The sequence below is a fragment of the Roseobacter cerasinus genome (assembly GCF_009811755.1).
GTDB classification, from domain to species: Bacteria; Pseudomonadota; Alphaproteobacteria; order Rhodobacterales; family Rhodobacteraceae; genus Roseobacter; species Roseobacter cerasinus.
On sequence record NZ_BLIV01000001.1, the window covers coordinates 580,055 to 602,990 of the forward strand.

Here is a 22,936-nt window from a genome sequence, read left to right on the forward strand (position 1 = left end):
GAAATGACCACCGAAGTTCGTGTCCCCACGCTGGGCGAATCCGTTACAGAGGCAACTGTCGCCACATGGTTCAAGGGCCCCGGCGACGCGGTTGCCGTTGACGAGATGCTCTGTGAGTTGGAAACCGACAAGGTCACCGTTGAGGTGCCCTCGCCCACGGCGGGGACGCTGGGCGACATCGTTGCTGCCGAAGGGGAGACTGTTGGGGTAGACGCCCTGTTGGCGACGATCCTGGAGGGCGATGGCGCAGGTGCCGGGAGCAAAGCTCCCGCCGCTGCGCCGGCTGCGAGTGCTGACGCACCCGCAGCCACGGGCGGCACCGTCGACGTGATGGTCCCGACCTTGGGCGAAAGCGTCACCGAGGCGACCGTCAGCACCTGGTTCAAGGCCGTTGGGGACAATGTGGCCGCAGATGAGATGCTCTGCGAGTTGGAAACCGACAAGGTTTCTGTCGAGGTCCCTGCGCCAGCCTCCGGAACGCTGACCGAGATCCTTGCGTCAGAAGGCACAACGGTCGACGCCAGTGCCAAGCTGGCGGTGATGACCCAAGGCGAGGTCGTGGCTGCGGCAGCTGTGGAACCTGCAGCGCCTGCCGGCGACACGCAATACAGCACACCGCCCGCAGGCAAGGATGTGGAAGATGCGCCCTCGGCCAAGAAGGCCATGGCGGAGGCCGGGATCAACCGCGATCAGGTCACCGGGTCGGGGCGCGACGGACGGGTCATGAAAGAGGACGTGAGCGCTGCGATTGCGGCGGCCAGCGCGGCTCCGGCCCAGGCGCCCGCCGCTTCCGCCCCGCGCGCGCCGGTGGCAGCCGATGACGCCGCCCGCGAGGAACGCGTGAAGATGACGCGTCTGCGCCAGACCATCGCCAAGCGCCTGAAGGACAGCCAGAACACCGCAGCGATGCTGACCACCTACAACGAGGTGGACATGACAGAGGTCATGGCGCTGCGCAACGCGTACAAGGACCTGTTCCTGAAGAAGCACGGGGTGAAGCTGGGCTTCATGTCTTTCTTCACCAAGGCCTGCTGCCACGCGCTGAAAGAAGTGCCGGAGGTCAACGCCGAGATCGATGGGACGGATATTGTCTACAAGAACTTCGTGCATATGGGCATTGCGGCGGGCACGCCCACGGGCCTCGTGGTGCCCGTGATCCGCGATGCGGATACGATGAGCTTCCATGCGATCGAGCAGGCAATTGCCGAGAAGGGTGCGCGGGCGCGGGATGGCAAGCTGTCGATGGCCGAGATGCAGGGCGGGACCTTCACGATCTCCAATGGTGGGGTCTATGGCTCGCTGATGTCCTCGCCAATCCTGAACCCACCGCAGTCGGGTATTCTGGGGATGCACAAAATCCAGGAGCGGCCGATGGTGGTGAACGGTGAGATCGTCATCCGCCCGATGATGTATCTGGCGCTGAGCTACGACCACCGGATCGTTGACGGCAAGGGGGCCGTGACCTTCCTCGTGCGCGTGAAAGAGGCGCTGGAAGATCCGCGGCGGCTGTTGATGGATTTGTGAGGCGATCAAGTTGACCGAGTACGATTGGATTGAGGAGCTTTCCGACAAGCTAGAAACCGTTGAAGGGCCGCCACTGGAAATTTGGCGTGACACGCTAAACATCGGAATGACCGCTGTGGGGAGCCGTATCAGTGCGCAGACCAAGGTAGAAGATGACAACCTCCTTAAAAGTGAGTTTGCGGAGTTTATGGTCACTCTCGCAAACGACTTAGGTGTAGGTATCCCGGCGGTTTTGGCAAGTGAAGCCGAGGAGATGCTTGCCGATCTAGTCAGATTCTCCAAGAAAACTCGGCAACAGGAACTAAGATCAAAGCTTCGAGCTAAGGCCAAAGGTGATCCAAATGATCGCACCCTTTCCAAAGAAGTCATCGCTTCGATCAACCCACTTATTGCCGAGCTCCGGGAAAGAGTTGCTGCTCTTAATCTGTCTGAACGACACAGCGCTAGGCTAGGTCAGAAAATCAGCGAGTTCGAACAGGAACTGCGTAAACAACACATAACTCTGGGCAGATTGCTGCCAGCAATCGCAATAATTGGTGCCGTGATTACGTCAGGCGTTGCGGTTCTTGCAGACGGTCCGGACGCACTTGAGACGCTCGGCAAGATTACAGCTTTGATCGGCTACGACGGTTTGGAGGACGAAGATCAAAAGCTGCTCGAAACTGAAGCGAAACCATTGGCTTTGCCTGCCCCTCCGATCGAAGAATGAAGCCTTAGGAGAGTAGATTCATGACCGAAATCACCATCCTCGCCCTCTACGGCCTGCTCGTGATCCTGACGCTGATCCTGCAGGCCACCGGGGGGCTGACGCAGCTTGGCATGGGTTACCTGCTGGGCTCCCGCGATGAGGGGCGCACCGTTTCGGGCATCGCCGGGCGGTTGGAGCGGGCGCTGAACAACTCGGTCACGGCGATGGTGCTCTTTGCGCCCGCCGTCCTGCTGATCGTGGTCACCGAAAGCCGCAGCAATGAAACGCTGCTTGCAGCACAAGCCTTTCTGATTGCCCGGCTGATCTATCTGCCCTCCTATGCCTTTGGCATCGTGGGCCTGCGCAGCCTCGCCTGGACTGTGGGCATTGTGGCGACGGTCGCACTCTACCTACTGGCGCTCTGACCGCTGATGCTGACCGCGACACACCGCAGCCAGTGCATCGCAGCCCGCCGCGCCTTCATGCGGCCGGGCTATCGCAGCTATGCGGATGTGGGGCTCGATGGCGACTACGTCAGCCCCTATCAGCTCAGCTGTGGCAACCCCTCGGGGCCGGTCCTGATCAGCTACAACTGGCTTGATGCGCCCACGGCCGACACACATCGCGACACGCTGGCGCGGATGGGGTACCTGCCGCAGATGCTGTTCAACCGTGTGCTGGACCTGGCGCTGAGCCTCGCCAAGATGACCCGAAACGCCATATATCTGACCCACGCGTTTCACCTGCTGCCCGCACAGCGGTCGGCCACGGTTTCCGTGGCGGATGTGGAGGCAAGCTTTGACGCCATCACCCGGCATGAGATTGCGGGCCGCCCGGTGGTGGCCCTGGGACGTGTCGCGACAGCGGCCTGCGCCCGGTTTGGCATCCCGCACCGCGCCGTTGCCCATCCCAGCGCTCGCGGCCTCCCAATCCGCACCAAAGCCGCTCAGATAGCAGAGGCCTTGGGCGGATGACGGTTGAGCTCACTGTTCTCGCGCTCGCGGCACTGCTGCAGGGAGTGCAATTCATGCTGATGGCCGTCCCTGCCAATATCGAGCTTGCGCCGGGTGACACACTCAGCCCCCGTGACAGGGACAAACTTGGCGGCGATCTCGTTGACAAACTTTCGCCGCGCACGGCGCGTCTCTACCGTGCGCTGAACAATCATTTCGAAGCGCTCATCCTCTTCACCATCGCTGTTGTGGTGGTGACGCTTGGGGGCCAATCCTCGGCCCTCACACAGGCCTGCGCCTGGGTCTACCTCGGTGCGCGCGTTCTCTATATCCCGGCTTATGCCTTCGGATGGGTGCCCTGGCGCTCGCTCATCTGGTTTGTGGGCTTTGCCGCAACACTCCTGATGGTGCTTGCAGCTTTGGTTCAGGCCGGGCAACTATGACGCAATATCTTTCCGATACCGACGAGCGCACGACATAACACCGACGCTCGAAACCGAAGGACCTTCCCATGGCAAACTACGACGTGATCATCATCGGCTCCGGCCCCGGAGGCTATGTCTGCGCGATCCGCTGCGCACAGCTTGGGCTGAAGGTGGCCTGTGTTGAAGGGCGAGACACCCTTGGCGGGACCTGCCTGAATGTGGGCTGTATCCCGTCGAAGGCGCTGCTGCATGCGAGCCATATGCTGCATGAGGCGGAACACAACTTTGCCGAGATGGGGCTGAAGGGCAAAAGTCCTTCTGTCGATTGGAAGCAGATGCTGGCCTATAAGGAGAATACCATTGGCCAGAACACCAGCGGCATCGAGTTCCTGTTCAAGAAGAACAAGGTCGACTGGCTGAAAGGCTGGGGGTCGATCCCCGAGGCGGGCAAGGTCAAGGTTGGTGATGAGGTGCATGAGGCCAAGAACATCATCATCGCCTCGGGGTCGGAACCTGCATCGCTGCCGGGTGTCGAGGTGGATGAGAAGGTCGTCGTGACCTCCACCGGCGCGCTGGAGCTGGGCAAGGTGCCGAAGAAGCTGGTGGTGATCGGTGCGGGTGTAATCGGGCTTGAGTTGGGGTCGGTCTATGCACGGCTCGGGGCTGAGGTGACGGTTGTCGAGTTTCTTGATGTGATCACCCCGGGGATGGACGCCGAGGTTCAGAAGGGCTTTCAAAAGACGCTGAAAAAGCAGGGGCTCACCTTCATCATGGGCGCGGCGGTCCAGAAAACCGAAGCGACCAAGACCAAGGCGAAAGTGCACTACAAGCTGCGTAAGGACGACAGCGACCACGTGCTCGACGCGGATGTGGTGTTGGTGGCCACGGGCCGCAAACCCTATACGGAGGGGCTGGGGCTCGATACGCTTGGCGTGAAGATGACCGACCGAGGGCAGATCGCAGTCAACGGCAAGTGGGAGACCAATGTTCCCGGCATCTACGCCATCGGCGACGTGATCGAGGGGCCCATGTTGGCCCATAAGGCCGAAGATGAGGGCATGGCTGCCGCGGAACAGGTGGCTGGAAAACATGGCCATGTGAACTATGGAGTGATCCCGGGTGTGATCTACACCCATCCGGAAGTGGCCAATGTTGGCGCGACCGAAGAGATGCTGAAAGATCAGGGCCGAACCTACAAGGTTGGCAAGTTCAGCTTCATGGGCAATGGGCGCGCCAAGGCCAATTTCGCAGCAGACGGTTTTGTGAAGATCCTCGCAGACAAGGAGACGGATCGTATTCTGGGCGCGCATATCATCGGGCCAGCAGCGGGTGATCTGATCCACGAAATCTGCGTTGCCATGGAGTTCGGCGCATCAGCAGAAGATCTGGCCATGACTTGCCATGCGCATCCGACCTATTCCGAGGCGGTGCGCGAGGCGGCGCTCGCGTGCGGCGACGGACCGATCCACATGTAACAGAAGGCGGTGGCCCAAAGGCCCACCGTACCTGCTGGGACTGACCTCTGTGCTGGCAGGTAGGGTGGGCTTTCAGGCCACCCTTACACTACCACATGGTCTTGGCAGCCCGTGCGCCCCAGGCCGCGTCATAAGTTGCGCCACCTTCGTCTCCGTCGGAGACCTCTGCCAGGATTTCGCCAACTGTTGGCACCTCGGTTCGGGCATCCACCCCAGCCCAGAGGTCGGCGCGCATCATGGCGCGGGCGCATTGTGTGTAGATTTCGGCAATTTCAATGAGGATGACCGTCGCGGGCTGACGCGCCCCCTTGGCAAAGCGCTGGCGCATGTCTGGATCTGCTGTGAGCGAAGCCCGACCGTTCAACCGCACAACGTTGTTGTTGCCCGGCACCATGAACATCAGAGATACCCGGCCATCAGTCACGATATTGCGCAGCGAGTCCAACCGGTTGTTGCCGCGCCAATCCGGCAGGGCCAACGTTCTGGGGTCTAACTCCAGAACAACGGGCCCATCCTCTCCGCGTGGGCTGGCGTCCGTGCCCTCAGGCCCCACCGTGCTCAGGATACAAAAACGCGACGCCATGATCCACTTGCGATAGAGGGGCGTGAGCTGTCGTGCCACCTTCCGCAAGGACGCGGCACCAGGGCGACCATAGAGCGCCTCCAGTGCCTCGATGCTCTCAATCGCGGCCATCTTATCCGCCATACGTAAACCCAGCCTCCGCCATCAACGCATCGGATCGCGTCTCAACCGCATCTTCCAAGGTCTGCATGAATTCGCTACGTGTCAACCCCGGCGCGATGGCGGGCAAAAACTCGACAACTGCGCACCCCGGTTTGCGCAACAAGCCCCGCTTTGGCCAGAGCACGCCCACATTAGTCGCCACTGGCACACAAGGCTGGCCCAATTGTTCATAAAGCACAGCCGTCCCAACCTTGTAGGGCAGTTTCACCCCCGGGGCGACGCGGGTGCCTTGTGAGTAGATGATCAACTGACCCGGCTCGGCACGGCCCGCATTCACATCACTCACCATCTTTTCGATGGCGGCACCCCGCTTGCCCCGATCCACAGGAACGCAACCCAGTTTGCGCGCGTATTGCCCCAGAACCGGAGCCATCATCAGCTCTTTCTTCATGATGAATTTCGCGGCGGGCAGCGCGGTGAAGATCATCATAATATCCAGAAAGGACTGATGCTTGGCCGCGATCAACACTTCGCCTTCGGGCACCGTGCCCCGCACCTCGCAGCGCAGATCGACCATCCAACCCGCTGTCCAGAAGACATAACGCGAATAGGACTTGCAGGCCGCAAAGGCGCCACGCCGACTGAACAAAGCCCAAGGCGCAAAGACCAACCCGAACAGCGGAAGGGCCACATACATCTGAACGATGAAGATAACAGAGCGGAGGTATTGAAGCATCAGGTCAACTTTCCGAGCGTGCGCCGCGCCGCGACACCAGTCGCCAAAAAGGCAACCAAAGCGCACAGCGGCGGAATGAACAGTGGCAGGACCCAGTGCCAGCCCTGGAAGCTCAGCCCCGTGAGCAAACCTGCCGCCTCTGAGGCACCCGGCAAAATCGCCACAGCGATCATCGCGCAGAGAACCCCGATGGTCGCCCCGCCAAAGGCCCGCAGCGAAAAGCGGCGAATGAAGGCCTGCGCGATATAGCGGTCGGTTGCGCCGACCAAGCGCAGAACAGAGATCACCTGCGCATTGGCGGCAAGCGCCGCGCGCGCTGCAAGCGTGACTATTGCGGCGACGCTCGCCCCGAGCAGCAACGCGGAGATCCAGCCCAGCAGCCGCAGACGCCCCGCAGCTTCGACGAGCGGTGCGCGCCAGCGGCTGTGGTCATCAAGAAACGCGCCGGGCACTTCTGCCGCAAGGCGCAGGCGCAGACCCGCCGCGTCGAACCCCTCGTCCTCTTCGATCATCTCGATTAACTGCGGCACCGGAAGCGCCTGCAGATCAAGCTCCGCACCGAACCAAGGCGCAAGCAGGGCGCGCTGCTCCGCCTCATCTAGCGCACGAGCAAAGGCCACACCAGCCGTGGTTTCCAGAATGCCAAGCGCGGCCTGCGTCTGCGCAGCAATCTGATCCGCCGGAGCAACGACGCGAATGGTGGAGGATTGCGCCAGCTCATCCCCCCAACGCGCTGCGAGGCGGCCTGCAGCCAGCGACATGGCCATCGCAAAGACCGCCAGAAACGCCATCGCCGCCGCCGCAAAGATGGTCAGATGCGCGGTCACACCGGAGGGCGGCACAACCCGATTGGCCTGCCGATCCCCCGAGATCAGGTGTCGCAGATCAAGCCGCACCACGGTCACAAATCCGCCCCGGCCAACTGGACCTGCCGGTTCGAGATCCGCAGCACACGCGCCTGCACCTGCGTTTTGGCCGCCCGGATCAGGCTCAGGTCATGGGTGGCAATCAGCACTGTCTTGCCCATGCGATTGAGTTCCACCAAAAGCCGCAAAAGCCGCTGCGACATCTCCCAATCCACATTGCCTGTTGGTTCATCGGCCAGCACCACATCTGGCGACATGATAACCGCGCGCGCCAGTGCCGCACGCTGCCGTTCGCCCCCCGACAGCTCTGGCGGCAGTGCCTCTGCCCGCTGGGTAAGCCCAACCCAGGCCATCAGCTCATTAAGGTCGCCGTCCGCCGCAGCGCTTGCGCGACCCGAGACATCAAGAGGCAGGGCGATGTTCTCCGCAACGGACAGATGATCGAGGAACTGACAGTCCTGATGCACAACGCCGACACGCCGGCGCAAGGCGGCAATCCCGTCCCGGGCGAGGCCCGCCACATCTTCGCCAAACAGCAAGACGTCACCGGCAGTTGGCTGCAACGCGCCATAGCACAGCTTTAGCAACGTGGTCTTTCCGGCACCGGACGGCCCGGTCAGAAAGTAAAAGGATCCGGCCGCAAGCGTGAGGGAAATGTCTGACAGCAAGGCGCCGCCCCCATAGCTATAGGCGACATTTTTCAGCTCGATCACACCGCCTCCCTCATTGAGCGTTGTTGTGCATCAATGCTGGTCTGGTTTCAATGCATCACTTGGCAGCCGCTGCGCAGTTAAGGCTTTTCGCACGAACCCTATGCCAATATGGTGCGGAAAAATAAGACAACCCCGGGATGTCTATGAAGCAGGACCTGAAATGCGCTTGATCTGCCCAAACTGCGAAGCGCAATACGAAGTGCCCGACGAGGCCATCCCATTGGAGGGGCGGGACGTCCAGTGTTCCAACTGCGCCCAGATCTGGTTTCACGCACACCCCGATGCGCCAGCGGCACCGGAAAAAGAAAACCGCGAGGCTGAGCTGAAGGCGGCGAAGGCCGCCGCGCCAGAGCCGCCCGCACCGGCCCCTCAGAAGGTCGCTGCAAAACCCGAGCAATCGCCTGCGGCGGAAGCCGAGCCGGATGAACCCGTGGATGAGGACTCTGACGACGGCGGGGCAGCGCCGGTTGCCACGCCGAAACGGCGCGAGTTGGATCCGGCAGTGGCTGACGTGCTGCGCGAAGAGGCTGAGCTGGAGAAGAAGGCCCGCGCCAAGGTCACAGTCAGCGATGTGGACAGCCAGCCTGATCTGGGCTCTGATGCGGCCACCCCAGTGGATGAGGCCCGCCAGCGCGCCCGCGATACCCATGATAGCACGACGCGGATCAGAGGAGAGAGCCCTTCCCCGCCCATCGCCGAAACGACGGCGAGCGTGGCCCAAGGCAACAACCAACTGCCCAATGTGGACGAGTTGAACTCAACCCTGCGCGCCAACACTGACCGGTCCCCGGAGGGTGATCCCGGGCAGACCGCCCAGATCGAAACTCGGGAAAAGCGGAGTTTTGGGCGCGGGTTCAGCGTCATGGTGTTGCTGGTTGCGCTGCTCACTCTGGTCTATGTCTTTGCGCCGCAGATCGCCCAGTCGGTGCCGCAAGTGGATCCGTGGCTCAGCAGCTATGTGGGTCTGGTCGACCAAGGCCGCAGCTGGCTGGACGGCGTTGTCACGGATGCCCTCACCTGGCTGGATGCGGCGGTGGCCTCTAACGATGCGTGAGAGCTGTCTGACGCAGCTGACAAAAGACCCGAAACTTGACGCATAGACACCTTCGCTATGAAGCAGCGCAGGTCGTCAGACTTTTCGCATGACGCCTTAGAAGCGGTCCAGCAGGCGTTTGAGGTAGTTGCGTTCCTCGTCCGGGCGGGCTGTCTCACCTGAGCGGCGCCGGATCTCATCCAGCAGCTCGCGGGCACGCCCATAGGCATCGCCGTTCAACGCCAGATCGCCGTTGTCGCCACCAGCACCGGGATTGTTGGATTCGCGCCCAAGCGGGTCACGGTTCTCCGCCCGCTGATCGGAGGGCTGCGTGCCCTGCCCTGGCTGCTGGTTTTGCTGTTGCTCAGCCATCATCTCACCCAGCGCGCGCATACCCTCGCGCAAGGCCTCCATGGCCTGGCCCTGGTCATCAATCGCGCCAGCCAGGTCGTCGTTGCGCAGCGCCTCTTCAGCGTTGTCCATCGACCGACCAGCCCGGTCGAGCGCATCGCGCGCTGCATCCCCTTCCGGTGTGCCCGCGCCGGGCAGGTTGTCTTGCTGCCGCTGCAGCTCCTGACGCAACGCGCGCTGCCGGTCTGCGATGGAGCCTTCAGGGTCGGCCCCCTGATTTCCGGCGGACCCGCCACCCTGCTGGTCATTGTCGCCTTGCGGGCTCTGACCCGACTGGCCCTCGTGGCTCTGGCCGCGACCTGCGCCACCATTGCGGCCTTCGTTGTCCTGGTTTTCGCCCGCTTGGGCGTTGGGGTTGAACTGCTCCTGCAAATCACGAAACGCCTGATCAGAGAGACCCTGCTGGTCCCGCAGCGTCTCCGACAACCCTTCCATGGCCTGCTCGCCGGGGCTTTGACCACCCTGGCCCTGCTGCCCTTGCGCGGCCTGCATGTTCTCCATGAGCTGTTGCAGCTCCTGCAGCGCCTGCTGCGCCTCGGCCATGCGGCCTTGCTCCATCAGCTCCTGAATGCGGTCCATCATCCGCTGCAGGTCGTCCTGCGTCATCATCATGGTGTTTTCGTTGGGCGCCTCGAAATTGTTTTCGTCACCCTGTTGGCGCTGTCTCTCGGCCTGGCGCATCATCTGCTGCAGATAGTCTTCGGTCGCGCGGCGCAATTCACGCATCAGCTCCGCGATTTCTTCGTCCGAGGCGCCATTCTCGATGGCCTCGTTCAACCGCTCCTGCGCCCGGCGCAGACGCTCAGCAGCATCCGCCAGATCGCCTTCCTCCAGAATGATCGCCAGATCCCACATTTCATCCGCGAGGTCCTGCTGCATCTCGTCAGTCAGCCCGTAGCTGGCAAAGGTCTCCAACTGGCGGATCACCTTGCGCAGGCGCAGGGCGTCCACCTCCTTGCGGAACAGATCATCGGGCAAATGGGCGGTCGCGCGCAGGATTTGGCTGATACGCCCGCCGTTCTCACGCGACCAGAGCAGATCACGCCGCTGTTCGATCACGGCGGCCGCTACCGGGTCAAAAAAGCGCCGCCCCGGCAGCACCATGGCATGGGCATCGGTCTCAAAGCTTTGCTCGGCCCCGTCCAGGGCCGTCAACCGCACGGTGACAGGCAGGTTGGCCCAAGGATGCTCCGAGAAATCCTCAATCAGGTTTTCCTGAAAATCGCGGCGGTTCCCGGCAATCGGCGTCGGTAACGGCACAATCAGGTTGGGCCGATCCTCTGGCGCGGCCACAAGCCCATGCGCGCGGCTCACCGATGCCAGATCGAGGGCAAAGCTGGCCTCCCCCGCCTCAACCCCGTAGTCGTCCTGCGCCTCGAAGGGCAGCGTCATTTCGCCAAAGGCCGATGCCGTCGGATCGTCAAGAACAGCGATCTGGGGCGGTGCATCTTCGATCACATCGATCTGCCAGCTGCGCCCTCCCGGGCCTCTGATGGTGACGGAGCCGTTCTGTACAACCGTGAAATCTTGCGCCGGATCAGAGGCGGGCGGAACATCCGTGCGCCCCGAGACGGTCTCGGACAAGGTCAGCGCGCCAATCTCGCCATAAAGGCGCAGCGTGATCAGGCTGCCCACAGGCACCCGCAAGGCGCCTTCGGGGATGTCATTCAGATAGATCGTGGGCCGCCCGGTGTAGCGCGGGCTTTCCGCCCAGCCTTCCCAAACCGGCCCGCTGGCCAGTGCACCGCCGCCCGGTGTCATCTCAGACACTGATCCGACCCGCCAGATGGACCCGAAGAGCAGCGCAATCCCGAACACCAACACGGCCAGATAGCGCAGCGCGTAAGGGTCGCGCGAGGCCACGCTTAGATTCGCTGGAACCAGGTCCGCTTCGGCGGCGCGGGTGGCCATGCGCGCCTGATGCGCACGCCAGACCGCCGCAGAAGCGGTATCAGACGCGCCGATGGTCTGGGTGTCGAGCAACGCCTGCAAGGGGCGCCCAGGAAGGCTTGCGTCGAGCCGCGCAATAGCCTGCGCCCGGGTGGGAATACGAAAGCGCCAGATGGCATATCCAAGCGTGCCGAGCACCCCGAGACCCGCCGTGACCCCAATGGCCCAAACAGCTTCGACAGAGATGGTGTCTTGCAGTCCCAGCATCAGGGCGGCCAACACAAAGAGACAGACGGTCAACAACGGCCAGAGGCTTTGAACAAGCGCCTCGACCAGCATGCCCAACCACGTCAGCCGCAGCGGCCAGCGCACAGCTCTCAGGCTATGATCCGTATCCGTGTTGGAAAATGAGACCATTGGTCCGTCTCCTCATAGGCGTTGCCCCGGGGATACGAGACTACAGCCACGAGGGTAAACTATCTCTATTTATCATTTCGTCAAAGGTCGGACGTCGGCGAATAACCGCAAATTGATCCTCATTCACCAGAACTTCAGGGATCAGTGGTCGCGAATTGTACTCGCTGCTCATAACTGCGCCATAAGCGCCAGCCGAGCGGAAGGCGACGAGGTCTCCTGCCGCCACGGGTGGCATCTGCCGCTGCCGGGCAAAGGTATCGCCGGTTTCGCAAACGGGACCGACGATGTCATAGGTCGCGGGCTCGACACCCGGCGCAGGTTCGATCACCGGAACAATGTCGTGATAGGCCTCGTACATTGCGGGGCGGATCAGGTCGTTCATGGCCCCATCGATGATCAGGAAGTCGCGGTCCTCGCCGGATTTCACATAGATCACTTCCGACACCATCAGCCCGGCGTTCCCGGCGATCAGCCGCCCCGGTTCGATCTCAATCTCGCAGCCGAGGTGGCCGAGCGTGCGTTTGATCATGGCGCCATAATCCATCGGCAAGGGCGGCGCCTGATTATCGCGCGCATACGGGATGCCCAGACCACCACCCAAATCGAGACGGCGGATGCTATGCCCATCCGCGCGCAGCTGTTCGGTGAGCTCCGCCACCTTCACGTAAGCCGCCTCAAAGGGTTCAAGCTCGGTCAACTGGCTGCCGATGTGCACGTCGATGCCGATGACCTCCAGCCCTGGCAGGGTGGCGGCCAGCGCGTAGACGTCGCGCGCGCGCGAAATCGGGATACCGAATTTGTTCTCTGACTTGCCGGTGGCGATCTTGGCGTGGGTCTTGGCGTCCACATCCGGGTTCACACGGATGGTGATGGGGGCCACCACACCCATGGCGAGCGCCGTATCATTGATGACCTGCATCTCCGGCTCGGATTCGACGTTGAACTGCCGGATGCCGCCCTCCAACGCCAGTTGGACTTCCGCCGCAGTTTTACCTACACCAGAGAAGACGATCTTCTCACCTGGCACGCCCGCCGCCCGTGCGCGCCGGTATTCGCCGCCCGAGACCACATCCATACCCGCGCCCGCCTGCGCCAAGGTCTTCAGGATCGCCTGATTGCTGGAGGCTTTCATGGCGTAGCAAACAAGATGGTCGAGCCCCTCAAGCGCCTCGTCGAACAAGCGGAAATGCCGCAGCAGGGTCGCGGTGGAATAGACATAGAACGGCGTGCCGACAGCTGCAGCAATATCGGCCACTGGAATGTCTTCGGCAAAAAGCGCGCCGTCGCGATAGAGAAAGTGATCCACGTGAACCCCCGGGCCTAAATCCGCTGTCTCATATCAGACCAAGCGGCCAGTGCAATCGGGACACAGAGCAGCACGTACAAGAAAAAAGGGCAGCTGCTGCTGCCCCTGTGCGCTTGTCATCATGTCAAACCGTTCGGTTGGCGCGCGCTCTGCGGCGTCTCGCCAGAAGGCCCAACCCACCAAGCCCCGCCAACATCAGCGGCAGCGCCGCTGGCACCGGAACGGCTGCGGGTGTGTTTTCGTCAACGGTCTCGAAGACGAAGCTATCAACCGCACCGGACCCTTCAAAGAAGATTGAAAAGGAATCGTTCAGTGAGATCAGCGGGGACAGCGCATCAAAGGTCAGCTGTTCAGTTTCATTGTCATCAAGGCCCGAGATCACACCCAGAACGGTGTTGGTGCCACCGGTCCGCGTCGAAAACGTAAAGCGGCCGTCATCGACCGCAGAGGCGCCCACCCACGACAGGGCGCTGCCCGCCAGCAGCGTGAATGTGATGGTCCCGCTGTTGGCCTGATCATTGGCCAGATCGCCGCCACGGTCCCGCGTACGCTGACGAATCAGAACGTTGCCCCCTACGCCTTCGGAGCTTGCGCCCGCCACGCCGCCCGGCAGAAGGTCGTCGTCGCCTCGGCAATCGCTTGTCCCGCCCTGGCAGGCTGTGTCAAAGATGTTGGCCCCTTCGCTGCGCCCGCCGGACCAGGAGATGCCAAAGGTCCGGTTCGCAAACTGATAGGACGTCCACGCGCCTTCATTGCCGAGGTTGGCCGTCAGATCCTCGAAATCCATGGTCACCGTTGCTGCGGTCGCAGCGGTGGCCCCCAACACACTCATCAGCGCGGCAGCCGCCGCCTTGCAGACACTCTTCATCATCACACCCCTTACACTCACCTTCGCGCGACCAGACCTGACCCGCATTGCGCGCACCCCTCGGGACAGTCTGGGCTTGCTATGCCACTATTAGGTGTAAAGACAGGGGGAAAAATGAGAACAATTTGTCTCTTTTTTGCCAACAATCAGTCTGGTGTCGGCCTGGATCGCAGGTAGAGGTAGAGCGGCAAGCCGCAGCTGACGCCGATGCAGAAGGTTGCAGGAATGGCGAACAATCGGACCCACTGACGCGTTTGCAGGGTCTCAGCAATCACCCAAACGGTCAGCGTCGCCGCTGCGACGGTCAGATCCCAGACCAGCCCGCTTGTGGCTGCATTGGCATGCCAGGCGTGAACCATGCCGGACAGGCTATAGCCGTGTTCGTTGAACCATTGCAGGAAATAGCTCATCGGGTGGATGGTGCCCCACAGCGCCAAGAGCAGCCAGAGATAGCGCAGTTTCCCCATCTAGCCGCCCGTCACATAGCCAAAGAGCGCATGCCCGGAGACCGTGATGCCGGTTTTCTTGGCTGGCGCATCAGCCTTGGACGGAGTGCGGCTGGAGGCTGAAGGATCAACGCAGGCCGTGACGCTCAGCAGGCAGACAGCTGCAAGGGCCAGTCTCACAACCCCAGCCAGATCGACAGAGGTCCTTTGCCGACGCCGACAGATGCGCTGGGATGGATGCCGCTGTTGTTGATGGTCACGCCCCCGTTGATCTGCGGTGCCACGGGCTCGCCATCTGCGCCGCAGGCCGCCAAAAAACCAAGCATTGCAAGCAAAACGATATGTTTCATGCCATCAACTCCTTCCACCGGGCGATCTGCGCCCGCACCTGCTCTGGCGCGGTGCCACCGTAGGATGTGCGGCTGCGGACGGAGTTTTCCACCCCCAACACCTCAAACACCTCAGCGGTGATGCCCTCGTACACCGATGTCATATCGTCCAGCGTCAGATCCGGCAAATCACATCCCCTGCTTTCGGCCAGCGCCACGATGCTGCCAGTGATGTGATGCGCGTCACGGAAGGGCAGCCCCAGCACCCGCACCAGCCAGTCGGCCAGATCCGTGGCTGTCGAAAAGCCAGAGCCTGCCGCCGCCGCGAGGCTCTCGCGGTTGGCTGTCATATCGCCCACCATCCCTGTCATCACCGCCAGCGCCAGCATCAGGTTGTCAGCGGCGTCAAAGACCTGTTCTTTATCTTCCTGCATGTCCTTAGAATAGGTCAGCGGCAGGCCCTTCATCACCATCATCAGCGCGGTGTTGGCCCCAAAGATCCGCCCCACCTTGGCGCGGATCAGCTCGGCCGCGTCGGGGTTTTTCTTCTGCGGCATGATCGACGAGCCGGTCGAGAACCGATCCGACAGGCTGACAAAGCGAAACTGCGCGGAGGACCAGATCACCAGCTCTTCGGCAAAGCGGCTAAGGTGCATGGCGCAAATACTGGCGGCCCCCAGAAACTCCAGCGCAAAGTCGCGGTCGCTGACCGCATCGAGCGAGTTGGCCGCCGGGGCATCGAAGCCCAGAGCCTCCGCCGTCATGTGCCGGTCAATCGGGAAAGACGTGCCCGCCAGCGCCGCCGCCCCCAAAGGCGAGGTATTCATCCGCGCCCGCGCGTCGCGCACACGGCAAAGATCGCGCCCGAACATTTCCACATAGGCCATCATATGGTGCCCCCAGGTCACTGGCTGCGCGGTCTGCAGATGCGTGAAGCCCGGCATGACCCAATCAGCCCCGGCCTCCGCCTGATCCAGAAGCGCGCCAATCAGGGCGATCAGCCCCTGCTCTGCCGCGTCCAGCTGATCGCGGACCCAGAGCTTGAAGTCGGTGGCGACCTGATCGTTCCGGCTGCGGCCCGTGTGCAAGCGGCCCGCCGGTTCCCCAATAATCTGCTTCAGCCGCGCCTCCACATTCATGTGGATATCTTCGAGCGCGGTGGAAAACTGAAACGTTCCAGCCTCTATTTCTGACAAGACTGTGAGCAGCCCTTCCCGGATCGCCTGCACATCGCTAGGTTCCAGAATGCCGGTTGCCCCCAGCATCGCGGCATGCGCGCGCGAGCCTGCAATATCCTGAGCGGCCATCCGTTTGTCGAACCCGATGGAGGCGTTGATCGCCTCCATGATGGCATCCGGTCCGGCGGCAAAACGACCGCCCCACATCTGGTTGGCGGTGGCAGAGGCAGCGGGCGTGTCGGTCATTGGTCTGAACCCTTCGGAGGGGATATGAAAAGAAGATTTGCTGCGTTCGTTTATACGGCCCTCTTGGCGGGTGCAATCACCGCCCCGGTCAGCGCTCAGGCCGATCTGGAGGCGGCAGCCCTCCTGCGCGAAGGCGACATGAAAAAACTGATTATCCGAGAGGACCCGAAGGCAACCCCAAACGTTGCCTATCAACTGGCGGATGGCGCGGGCGAGCAGACGCTTGAGGCCTATCGCGGCAAGCACATCCTGCTGAACTTCTGGGCCACATGGTGCGCGCCCTGCCGCAAGGAGATGCCGCAGCTCTCAGAACTGCAGGCCGAGTTCGGCGGGGACAGCTTTGAAGTGGTGACAATCGCGACGGGGCGGAATTCGCCCGCGGGCATTCAGAAATTCTTTGACGAGATTGGTGTCGACAACCTGCCGCGCCATCAGGACCCGAAACAGGCGCTGGCGAGCCAGATGGGTATCTTCGGCCTGCCAATCACGGTGCTGATCGACCCAGAGGGCAACGAGGTCGCACGCCTGCGCGGCGATGCGGATTGGGCGAGCGACAGCGCCAAGGCCATCATTGCTGCTGTGATTGGTGCCGGCGGCTAAGCTGCTGACCATTCGGCCTGCTTGCAGAAAAAAAGGGCGCGCCACGGCACGCCCTTCTTGCTCGGATCAATAAACGTCAGCCTTCGATCCAGGACTGCACGGTTTCTTTGTTGTCCGCGATCCAGTCTTCGGCCACTTCACGCGGGTCGCGCTTGTTGTCGAACATCTCGACGATCCAGCCGTTGATCTCATCGCCGGTGAACTGCACGTTGGAGAGCATTTTGGCCACGGCCGGGTTCCGCTCTTCCAGCGACTTGGAGTAGGCCACAAAGATGTCGTTCGGCGCGATCACGCACTCAAAGGACGACACTTCCAGCCAGTCTTCGGCGTCCAGGTTGACGTCTTCACAGCCGTCAAAGCGATCCGGCTCCTCCAGGGCTGTCAGATCGTATCTCACGTGCAACGCCTCGGGCGTCCAGTAGTAGAAGAGCTGCGGCTTGCCAGCGGTATAGGCCGCTTCAAGGCCCGCCTTGAAGGTGTCGGCCGAGACGATGTTCGGCTCCCACAGAGCATCCAGCCCGTAGGATTTGAACTTGATCTGCCAGCGCTTGGTCGACGCCCAGGTCACATCGCCAGCCCAGTATTCGCCCTTGCCGTTGCCGTCCGTGTCGAACATCGCGGCGATCTCGGGGTTGTTCAGATCCTCGATGGAGGAGACCTTGTCGGCCATGTAGCTGGGCACATAGATGTTCGACGTGCCTTTATAGGGCTTGTTGGTTGCAACAGTCTGGTTGCCGTCGATGTATTCATCCCACAGCGCCTGCTGGTTCGGCATCCACAGATCGGTGTAGATGTCGATGGAGCCGTCGCCCTTGTCCATGCCCGCCATGATCACAGCAGCCTGGTTCATGCCCGAGACGATCTCGGCATCGCCGCCCATCTCGTCTTCGATGATCGCGCTGAGCACGTGGCCGATCGCCTGTGCGCCGTTCCAGCTCAGATCCGACAGTGTGATCTTTTCCTGCGCCATGGCCGGGGCGGCCCCGACCGTCAGCGCAAGTGCGGCTGCGGTTGATTTCCAGAGTGTCATTGTCTTGGTCTCCCTGTTTTTGATTGGTGTTTTGGTTGGTCAGATCCGGCTAAACGAATTCCGAATCCCTTTCAGAATGCGGTCGATCATCATCGCCACGAGCGCGATGGCAATCCCCGCCAGAAGGCCCTTGCCCGCCTGCGCGTCACCCAAGGCAGAAGTCACGATGGCCCCCAGCCCTTCCGCGCCGATGAAGGCGGAGATTGTCGCCATGGACAAGGCCAGCATGATGGTCTGATTCAGCCCCGCCATGATCGACGGGATCGCCATGGGCAGTTCCACCTTGCGCAAGAGCTGCCGTTCGGACGCGCCGAAGGCAAGGGCCGCCTCCTTGGTGCTTTCGGGCACCTGCAGAATGCCAAGGGCCGTCAGCTTGATCATCGGCGGCATCGCAAAGATCACCGTGGCCAGCACCGCGGGCGGCTGCGAGATCCCGAAGAAGGCCACCGCAGGCACCAGATAACTGAGCGAGGGGATCGTCTGCATCACGTCAAGGATCGGCTCGGTGATCCATCTGAACCACTTGTTCTTGGCCATCCAGATGCCGATGGGCAGCCCCACGAGCACACAGACAGCTGTGGAGACGACCACGAGCGCCATTGTCTGCATCGCGATCTGCCACAACTCAAACAGCGCAAGGAATGCCAGCGAGCTGGCCACGAAGATCGTTGTGCCCAGGCCGGCAAAGGCCCAACTGAGCGCGATGAAGAGGAAGGCCACCACCAGCCAGGGCGTCTGCATGAAGGCGACCTCAACCCGAATGAGTGACTGCCTGAGCACGTTCGTCATCGCATCAAACCCGCCCGCAAACTGCGCGCGCAGGTAGTTGATGGAGATATCGATGCTCTCCGCCGAATAGGTGAAGACGGTGACCTTGCGGCCCTCCACCGGGTCCTTGATCTGCTCGATCACCTTGGTCGCACCCTCGCGGCCCGCGGCAATTGCCTCTTCATCCGGCACCCGGCGATAGGTGATGTCCTCGGGCGGCTCCAGCCGCGCCAGCGTTGGGAAATCGTCGATAAAGTAGCAATCGAACTTGTCCCGTGCGGAGATATTACTGAAATCTTCGGTCAACTGCCGATCCCGGCCCAGATCGCGCGCTTCCTTGCGCAATGCCGCGCGTTCGGATTTCTGCTCGTCGCTCAGTGTCTCCAGCGCATTCAGCGTCTCAAGGCGGCTTTCGCGCTGCGCAATCTCGCTGGACAGAACAGAGACCAGCTCCGCCGTGCTGTTGGCGTCAAAACGCCCCAAGAGCGCCTCCACCCCTTCCGCGGCGCGGATGTTGTTGAAGCAGGCCCGCTCGTCCAGCCGCAGTTGCGTCGCGCGATAGGTCGTCAACGGCGCCACGATCAGCATCACCATGACCCCGATCACCAGCCGGTTCATGCTCACGCCACTTGGCACGGCCACGTTGATCCGCCAGCGGGCGTATTGGCTATAGTAAAGACGGTTGGCCGAACTGCCCATCCAAAGCCGCCCGCCAATCAGCATCAACACGCCAATCCAGCTGTAGATCGTGATCCAACCGGAATAGCGGGCGATCAGCGTGGCGTTGGCGTCCGGGTTCAGCTGCGCCTCAGCCAGCAGGGGGCTGAACTTCACCACCTGCATCAGGCAGACAATGGCCGTGACATCGATCGCCAGGGAGATCCAGAACAGGACCCACACACCCCGGAAAGCCGACCACAGCCAGGGCACCAACAGTGCCCAGATGTTCAGGTGCCAGCGCGACAGTGTCCCCCGCTGCACCTGCTCGAACGCCGATGCGTAATAGGGCTCTTTCTCCTGAACGAAGGTGCCAACGGACACATCGCGGTCGTCAATCTCGCGCTGTTCCGCGCCTCCGCCTACGGCTGTTGCACTCATACCTCTGCCCCCCCTTGCAGCCCTTTCAGAAGGGTGTCTTTGGTCACGATGCCCACCACCGCGTCGTCATGTTTGATCAGAACCGGCAGATCGGCCCCGGTGCTGAGGCCCACCAGCGAATCCAGATCATCCTCTGGGCCGGCCACGGGGTAGCTGTTTGCCATGTCGATCGGCCCATGGGTCGCCGCATGGGCGTCAGGGCTGACCATGATCTTGGAGGCCGAGACCAGTTTGAGCCGCGAAATCCCGGCCACAAAATCTGCCACATAGTCATCTGCGGGGGCGGTCACGATGTCTTCGGCCGTGCCGATCTGGACAATCTCACCATCCTTCATGATCCCGATCCGGTCACCCATCCGGATCGCCTCATCAAGGTCGTGCGTGATGAACACGGTTGTCTTTTTCAGGTTCTGGCTGAGGCCAAGGAATTCATCCTGCAGGTTGCGCCGAATAAGTGGGTCGAGCGCCGAGAATGGCTCGTCCATCAGCAGGATCTCCGGGTCAGCCGCCAAGGCGCGCGCGAGGCCCACGCGCTGCTGCATGCCACCCGACAGTTCCGAAGGCAGCCGGTCGCCATAGCCATGCAAAGACACGGTCTCCAGCGCCTTGTCCGCCGCCTGCGCGCGGGTGTAGCCATCCATGCCACGCAGCTCCAGCGCAAAGCCGATATTGTCGCGCACCGAGCGATGCGGCAGCAGCGCCATGTTCTGGAACACCATGCCGATCTTGTCGGCCCGCGTGGCGCGCAGCTGTTCGGTTTTCATCGCGCCGATGTCTTCGCCCATGATGCGGATGGTGCCGGACGTGGGCTCAATCAATCGGTTGATGTGCCGCACGAGCGTCGATTTGCCCGAGCCCGACAGCCCCATCAGGCAGAATATTTCGCCTTCTTCGACGGCGAAGGAGGCATCCTTGACGCCAACGACGGCCTCGAAGCGCTCCAACACCTCGGCCTTGCCGATCCCTTCGGCCTTGATCGCGGCCATGGCGTCCGCTGAGCGGCTGCCAAAGACTTTCCAGACATTTTCCAGTTCTACGACGCTCATACGCGGGCCTTCTTTCGTTGCGGATCAATGAAGGGCACGGAAGTGACGTCGCCAGACAGCCGCTTCATGCGCCCGTCGAGCAGCCCCACCTCCAGCTTTTGCCCCGTCTCGGAATGCTCGATATTGAGCTGGACCATCGCGATGGCGCGCTCCAGCAAGGGCGACTGCGTGGCGGAGGTGACAACACCCACCTGCCGTTCATTTCTATAGACGGGCGCACCATGCGGCGGGACATCCTGGCAATCCAGCAGCAGGCCCTTCAAAACGCGACGCGGTGCGGCGGCGTTGCGCTCCAGCGCGGCCTTGCCGATGAAATCAGCTTTCTTCAGGTCAACCGCAAAGCCCAGACCGGCCTCAAAGGCGTCCACACCCGTGCCGAACTCCGCGCCCGCGGCGGCCAGCCCCGCCTCGATGCGGATGATCTCCAAGGCGGCAGAGCCCATGGGTTGCAAGCCAAACTCCTCGCCCGCCTCCATGACCGCATCCCAGACCGCGACTGCATCTTCCTTGGAGCAGAATATTTCATAGCCCAGCTCACCGGTGTAGCCGCTGCGCGTCAGGAAGAAAGGCGCGCCCTCCCGATCACCAACGCGGGCCACGGTCGCTCCGAACCACTTCACCTGATCCAATGCAGGCACATGCGGTTGCGTAAAGACAAATTTGCGTAGGATATCGCGCGATTTCGGCCCCTGAAGCGCAAGATTTGGCAAGGCACCGCCGAGGTCGTGAATGCGTACCTGCAGCCCCTCCCGGTCTGCGAGGTTCGACAGGGCACGCCCGCTCTCTTCCGAGCCGCAGCACCAGCGGAAGAGATGCGCGCCCATGCGGAACAGGGTGCCATCGTCGATGACCTGCCCGGTGTCATCGCACATCAGCGAATAGGTTCCGCGCCAATCGGCGAGCCGTGCGATGTCGCGTGTCATGGCCCGCTGCAGCAGCGCTTCGGCGTCCGGACCGATCACATCGAACTTGCGCAGACCGCTCATGTCCTGCAGCGTCGCGGCTTCGCGGCAGGCCCAGTATTCGCCCAAGGTGCCCTGCGACGGGAAGGACAGCGGCACCCACAAATCCCGCGCAGGCGCAAATTGATCGGTCAGAGGGGCCCATCGGGTGTGAAAGGCCGACTCCTGGCTGATCTGCATCGGGGCATCCTCCTTGGTGCGGTAGGCAACAGACCGTTGGATTTTGGTTTCGGGGCGGTAGATCCGCACATGCACGTCGGTGGGGTTCCACCCGTTAATCGGATCAATGTCGTCCGGGCAGGCCGTGCTCACGCAGACCAGATCATCCAGCGCTTCCATCGCCACATAGTCGCCGGGTCGGGAGTGGCTCTCGTCGCTCTGGATGTGGTGATGGGGATCGACCCAGGTGTTCCAGAAGAAGTTGATCGCTGGCCAGGCCCGGCGCGGGGCCACGCCGAAGGGCTGCGTCGCTTCGGAGATATTGTCCGAGCAATTGATGTGCCCGGGGAAACCGCGCTCTTCATAGCCACGCGCGGTGCAAGCCAGACCAAAGGTGTCATGCCGCCCGCAGGTGTCCTGCAGAACGCTCAGCATGGGTGACATGTCTGCATCGTAAAATTTGTCGAAAAGGCCCGGCCCCGGAAACGACCGCCGCACCATGCTGCGGGTCGCGGTTGCGTCAATCATGCGCTCCCGCGACCGATCCAGCCCGGCGAGGCTGAGCGCCTGGAAATCCGAGCACTGCTGCCCCTCCACGTCGATGATCTGAAGGAATTCGCCGCGCCGCAGCTCATAGGCCTGCGCGGTGCCGCGCGCCACGGTGAACTCTTCGCGCACCTCTCCCAAAGGGTCTGGCAGGCGTGACTTTCCATCCGCCAGCGTATGCTCGACAACCACAGCGCCTGCACCAGCCGCGTTGACCAGATCCGACGACGTGACCGGGTTCACGATCCAGACGGTCAGCGACCGCGGCGCCCTCAACACAAGACCGTCCGCGAGGTAGCCAAGCGGGCTGAGCTTCAGCACCGCGCCCACATCAGCGCCACGCGCGACCATCCAACCAACAAGCTCGGTCGCGTCGAAATCGCAGATTGGAACAGCAGCATTTGGGGCAAGGCCGAGGCTCTGGTCGCCCCGGTTACCCTCTGCATCGAAGGCCAATAGCCCCGTGCGGGCGACCTCCGAGGGCAGTGCAATTCGCAACAGGTCACCCGGCTCGAGCTGCAGCTTCAAACTGCCGCGT

The 22,936-nt window shown here is 62.1% G+C and carries 23 protein-coding genes; 8 read left to right on the plus strand and 15 right to left on the minus strand.

Annotated elements, in window-relative coordinates:
* Positions 1–3 precede the first annotated feature (3 nt).
* The 6 genes from odhB to lpdA all read left to right on the plus strand — a co-directional run bounded on the left by odhB (position 4) and on the right by lpdA (position 5,065).
* Positions 4–1,524 carry a 2-oxoglutarate dehydrogenase complex dihydrolipoyllysine-residue succinyltransferase gene (gene odhB, locus So717_RS02960; RefSeq protein WP_159974692.1) on the plus strand — a complete coding sequence of 507 codons (1,521 nt, stop codon included), beginning with the start codon at positions 4–6 and terminating at the stop codon, positions 1,522–1,524.
* A gap of 10 nt (positions 1,525–1,534) precedes the next feature.
* Positions 1,535–2,233 carry a hypothetical protein gene (locus tag So717_RS02965; RefSeq protein WP_159974693.1) on the plus strand — a complete coding sequence of 233 codons (699 nt, stop codon included), beginning with the start codon at positions 1,535–1,537 and terminating at the stop codon, positions 2,231–2,233.
* A 20-nt stretch (positions 2,234–2,253) separates the two neighbouring features.
* Complete coding sequence (locus So717_RS02970; protein WP_159974694.1) at positions 2,254–2,637, plus strand: MAPEG family protein; 384 nt, start codon at positions 2,254–2,256, stop codon at positions 2,635–2,637.
* A gap of 6 nt (positions 2,638–2,643) precedes the next feature.
* Positions 2,644–3,186 (plus strand): uracil-DNA glycosylase family protein, encoded by a 543-nt coding sequence (locus So717_RS02975; RefSeq protein WP_159974695.1) that lies wholly within the window; start codon positions 2,644–2,646, stop codon positions 3,184–3,186.
* A complete protein-coding gene (locus tag So717_RS02980; protein ID WP_159974696.1) occupies positions 3,183–3,608 on the plus strand; it encodes an MAPEG family protein in 426 nt (141 codons plus the stop codon). Before So717_RS02975 ends, So717_RS02980 begins: the two co-directional genes overlap by 4 nt.
* A gap of 68 nt (positions 3,609–3,676) precedes the next feature.
* A complete protein-coding gene (gene lpdA, locus So717_RS02985; protein ID WP_159974697.1) occupies positions 3,677–5,065 on the plus strand; it encodes a dihydrolipoyl dehydrogenase in 1,389 nt (462 codons plus the stop codon).
* A gap of 88 nt (positions 5,066–5,153) precedes the next feature.
* Here lpdA and So717_RS02990 read toward each other — a convergent pair whose 3' ends face one another.
* From So717_RS02990 to So717_RS03005, 4 genes are read right to left on the minus strand one after another with little or no spacing between them, the layout of a single operon-like run.
* The gene (locus tag So717_RS02990) at positions 5,154–5,759 is read right to left on the minus strand and encodes a pyridoxamine 5'-phosphate oxidase family protein (protein ID WP_159974698.1); all 606 of its coding nucleotides are present in this window, start codon (positions 5,757–5,759) and stop codon (positions 5,154–5,156) included.
* A gap of 1 nt (position 5,760) precedes the next feature.
* A complete protein-coding gene (locus So717_RS02995) occupies positions 5,761–6,486 on the minus strand; it encodes a lysophospholipid acyltransferase family protein (RefSeq protein WP_159974699.1) in 726 nt (241 codons plus the stop codon).
* Positions 6,486–7,382, minus strand: coding sequence for a cell division protein FtsX (locus So717_RS03000; RefSeq protein ID WP_438810635.1), 897 nt, complete (start codon positions 7,380–7,382; stop codon positions 6,486–6,488). The genes So717_RS02995 and So717_RS03000 overlap by 1 nt, the downstream gene beginning before the upstream one ends.
* 5 nt (positions 7,383–7,387) lie before the next feature.
* A complete protein-coding gene (locus tag So717_RS03005; protein ID WP_159974701.1) occupies positions 7,388–8,065 on the minus strand; it encodes a cell division ATP-binding protein FtsE in 678 nt (225 codons plus the stop codon).
* A 160-nt stretch (positions 8,066–8,225) separates the two neighbouring features.
* On the opposite strand from So717_RS03005, the gene So717_RS03010 reads away from it, so the two are divergent.
* Positions 8,226–9,119 carry a zinc-ribbon domain-containing protein gene (locus So717_RS03010; RefSeq protein ID WP_159974702.1) on the plus strand — a complete coding sequence of 298 codons (894 nt, stop codon included), beginning with the start codon at positions 8,226–8,228 and terminating at the stop codon, positions 9,117–9,119.
* Positions 9,120–9,215: 96 nt separating this feature from the next.
* Here the strand turns inward: So717_RS03010 and So717_RS03015 are convergent, their stop codons facing one another.
* The 7 genes from So717_RS03015 to argH all read right to left on the minus strand — a co-directional run bounded on the left by So717_RS03015 (position 9,216) and on the right by argH (position 16,150).
* Entirely contained in the window at positions 9,216–11,816 is a 2,601-nt protein-coding gene (locus So717_RS03015; protein WP_159974703.1) for a TIGR02302 family protein, read from the minus strand.
* Between the two features lie 40 nt (positions 11,817–11,856).
* Entirely contained in the window at positions 11,857–13,122 is a 1,266-nt protein-coding gene (gene lysA, locus So717_RS03020) for a diaminopimelate decarboxylase (protein WP_159974704.1), read from the minus strand.
* A gap of 124 nt (positions 13,123–13,246) precedes the next feature.
* Positions 13,247–13,993, minus strand: coding sequence for a VPLPA-CTERM sorting domain-containing protein (locus So717_RS03025; protein WP_238840628.1), 747 nt, complete (start codon positions 13,991–13,993; stop codon positions 13,247–13,249).
* Positions 13,994–14,136: 143 nt separating this feature from the next.
* Positions 14,137–14,457: a DUF2834 domain-containing protein gene (locus So717_RS03030; protein ID WP_159974705.1), complete on the minus strand. Its 321-nt coding sequence runs from the start codon at positions 14,455–14,457 to the stop codon at positions 14,137–14,139.
* Positions 14,458–14,616, minus strand: a complete 159-nt coding sequence (locus So717_RS03035; RefSeq protein ID WP_159974706.1) for a hypothetical protein — start codon at positions 14,614–14,616, stop codon at positions 14,458–14,460.
* Positions 14,613–14,786 (minus strand): hypothetical protein, encoded by a 174-nt coding sequence (locus So717_RS22025; RefSeq protein WP_174238983.1) that lies wholly within the window; start codon positions 14,784–14,786, stop codon positions 14,613–14,615. The genes So717_RS03035 and So717_RS22025 overlap by 4 nt, the downstream gene beginning before the upstream one ends.
* Positions 14,783–16,150 carry an argininosuccinate lyase gene (gene argH / locus So717_RS03040; protein ID WP_159974903.1) on the minus strand — a complete coding sequence of 456 codons (1,368 nt, stop codon included), beginning with the start codon at positions 16,148–16,150 and terminating at the stop codon, positions 14,783–14,785. The genes So717_RS22025 and argH overlap by 4 nt, the downstream gene beginning before the upstream one ends.
* A 63-nt stretch (positions 16,151–16,213) precedes the next feature.
* Here argH and So717_RS03045 point away from each other — a divergent pair, with 63 nt between their 5' ends.
* Positions 16,214–16,789: a TlpA family protein disulfide reductase gene (locus So717_RS03045; RefSeq protein WP_159974707.1), complete on the plus strand. Its 576-nt coding sequence runs from the start codon at positions 16,214–16,216 to the stop codon at positions 16,787–16,789.
* Positions 16,790–16,865: 76 nt separating this feature from the next.
* On the opposite strand, the gene So717_RS03050 is transcribed toward So717_RS03045, so the two are convergent.
* From So717_RS03050 to So717_RS03065, 4 genes are read right to left on the minus strand one after another with little or no spacing between them, the layout of a single operon-like run.
* Positions 16,866–17,819, minus strand: a complete 954-nt coding sequence (locus So717_RS03050) for an ABC transporter substrate-binding protein (protein ID WP_159974708.1) — start codon at positions 17,817–17,819, stop codon at positions 16,866–16,868.
* Between the two features lie 39 nt (positions 17,820–17,858).
* Positions 17,859–19,685 carry an ABC transporter permease gene (locus tag So717_RS03055; RefSeq protein ID WP_159974709.1) on the minus strand — a complete coding sequence of 609 codons (1,827 nt, stop codon included), beginning with the start codon at positions 19,683–19,685 and terminating at the stop codon, positions 17,859–17,861.
* Positions 19,682–20,731, minus strand: coding sequence for a quaternary amine ABC transporter ATP-binding protein (locus So717_RS03060; RefSeq protein ID WP_159974710.1), 1,050 nt, complete (start codon positions 20,729–20,731; stop codon positions 19,682–19,684). Before So717_RS03060 ends, So717_RS03055 begins: the two co-directional genes overlap by 4 nt.
* A complete protein-coding gene (locus So717_RS03065; protein ID WP_238840630.1) occupies positions 20,728–22,926 on the minus strand; it encodes a DUF1989 domain-containing protein in 2,199 nt (732 codons plus the stop codon). The genes So717_RS03060 and So717_RS03065 overlap by 4 nt, the downstream gene beginning before the upstream one ends.
* Positions 22,927–22,936: the final 10 nt, after the last annotated feature.